Origin of the sequence: Pseudomonas sp. NBRC 111127, assembly GCF_001320345.1 — a bacterium.
GTDB classification, from domain to species: Bacteria; Pseudomonadota; Gammaproteobacteria; order Pseudomonadales; family Pseudomonadaceae; genus Aquipseudomonas; species Aquipseudomonas juntendi.
Genome location: NZ_BCBD01000318.1, coordinates 1 through 1,559, shown reverse-complemented (window position 1 = coordinate 1,559; position 1,559 = coordinate 1). Strand labels below are relative to the sequence as shown.

Annotated in this window: 2 protein-coding genes; one reads left to right on the top strand and one right to left on the bottom strand. The window is 62.4% G+C overall.

Features of this window, described 5'->3' with window-relative positions:
- Nucleotides 1-199 (top strand): VOC family protein (locus APH30_RS27175; protein ID WP_177333808.1); only part of this gene is annotated, 199 nt, incomplete at its 5' end.
- Between the two features lie 155 nt (nt 200-354).
- Here APH30_RS27175 and APH30_RS27170 read toward each other — a convergent pair.
- On the bottom strand, nt 355-1,559 hold a 1,205-nt coding region (locus APH30_RS27170), incomplete at its 5' end, for a DUF748 domain-containing protein (protein WP_156326750.1).

Below are 1,559 nucleotides of genomic sequence, written 5' to 3'. Positions count from 1 at the left end.
GGATCATTACGGGTTCATCGTGGACAGCGTCGAGGAACTGGAGGCCTGGTATGCGTACTTCAAGGCCCGAGGGGTGACCTTGCTCGACCGGCCTTTCAACCATGGTGATGGCGCGCGCAGCTTCCACCTGCTGGACCCGGCGGGGAACAAGGTGCAGCCGCTGTATCACCCGGCGGTGTCGGGGCAGCGGTTGGTCTGAAGCCTGCGCCCGCCTCTGTGGGAGCGGACCTTGTGTCGCGAAAGGGCCGCGCAGCGGCCCCAGGGTTTCAGCAGCGATTTATCAATTGCTGGGGCCGCTTTGCGGCCCTTTCGCGACACAAGGCCGCTCCCACAGGGGCGCGTCAGGCTTGCTAATTACTCAGCATCCAGATGCATCGGGGTGACCACCCGGCCGTCTTTCTCGGGCTGGCCCAGGCTGGTGTCGATGAAGTACACCCGGTCATCTTCCAGCTTGCCTTTGTCGACCAGGTAATCCTTGATGCTGCTGGCCCGCTCCTGACCCAGCGTGCGCAACAATGCAGTACTCTCCGCCCACGACTTGATCACCGCATCGCGCAACTTGGCGGTGCGTTCGTCACGGCTTAGTTGCTCCCATTCGGCCGGCGGTTGTTGCTTCAGGCGCGTACGGTAGATGCCTTCGAGCATCGCGGGTTTGTCGCTGTCGTCGACCACCAGCATCGAGGCATTGGCAGGCACCTTGTCGCCGCGGCGCTGCAATATCTTGTACCAGGTGGCCTGATACTCACGTTCCAGGCGTTGCTGGGCAATCAATGGGCCATCGCTGGCCTGGGCGCTGGTGCCCTCGATTTCCAGGCGCAATTCCGGGCGTTCTTTAAGCGCGGAAGCCAGCTTGTCCAGCGCCGCCTGGGCATCGCCACTGAGGGTACTGGAACCGGGGGCGAAGGCGACGTTACCCAGGTCTTGCGAACCGCCGCCAGTGATCAGCCCACCGATGAACTTGAAGGGCGCCTGGGCTGCCCGCAGCACCAGGTTGCGCAGGGTTTGCCAGACGATCGGCATCACGCTGAACTGCGGGTTGTTGAGGTCGCCCGACACCGGCAGCTCAATCGAGATCTTGCCTTGCGTGTCCTTCAACAACGCCACCGCCAGGCGGATCGGCAGGTCGACCGCATCCGGGCTGTCGACTTTCTCACCTAACTGCAGTTGCTCCACCACCACCTTGTTCTCGGCTTTGAGCTGGCCATTGGTGATCAGGTAGTGCAAGTCGAGGTTGAGCCGGCCTTTGCGGATGCGGTAACCGGCGAATTTGCCGGAATAGGGCGTCAAGGTGGTCAGCTCGACGCGCTTGAAGCTGGTGGCGATATCCAGGCTGGCCAGCGGGTTGAACGGGTTCAGGGCGCCCTTGATGGTAACCGGCGCGTAGCGGTCGACCTTGCCTTTTACGTCAACCTTGGCTGGCACCGGCTTGCGGTTGTCGATGGTGCCGATCTGCCCGTTGAGTTGCTGCACGGCGGTGGCGAAGTTGGGGGTAAGGGACAGGTCGGCAAAGTTGGCCGAGCCGTTCTTGATGTCGACCTGGCCAATATGAATGCCCAGCG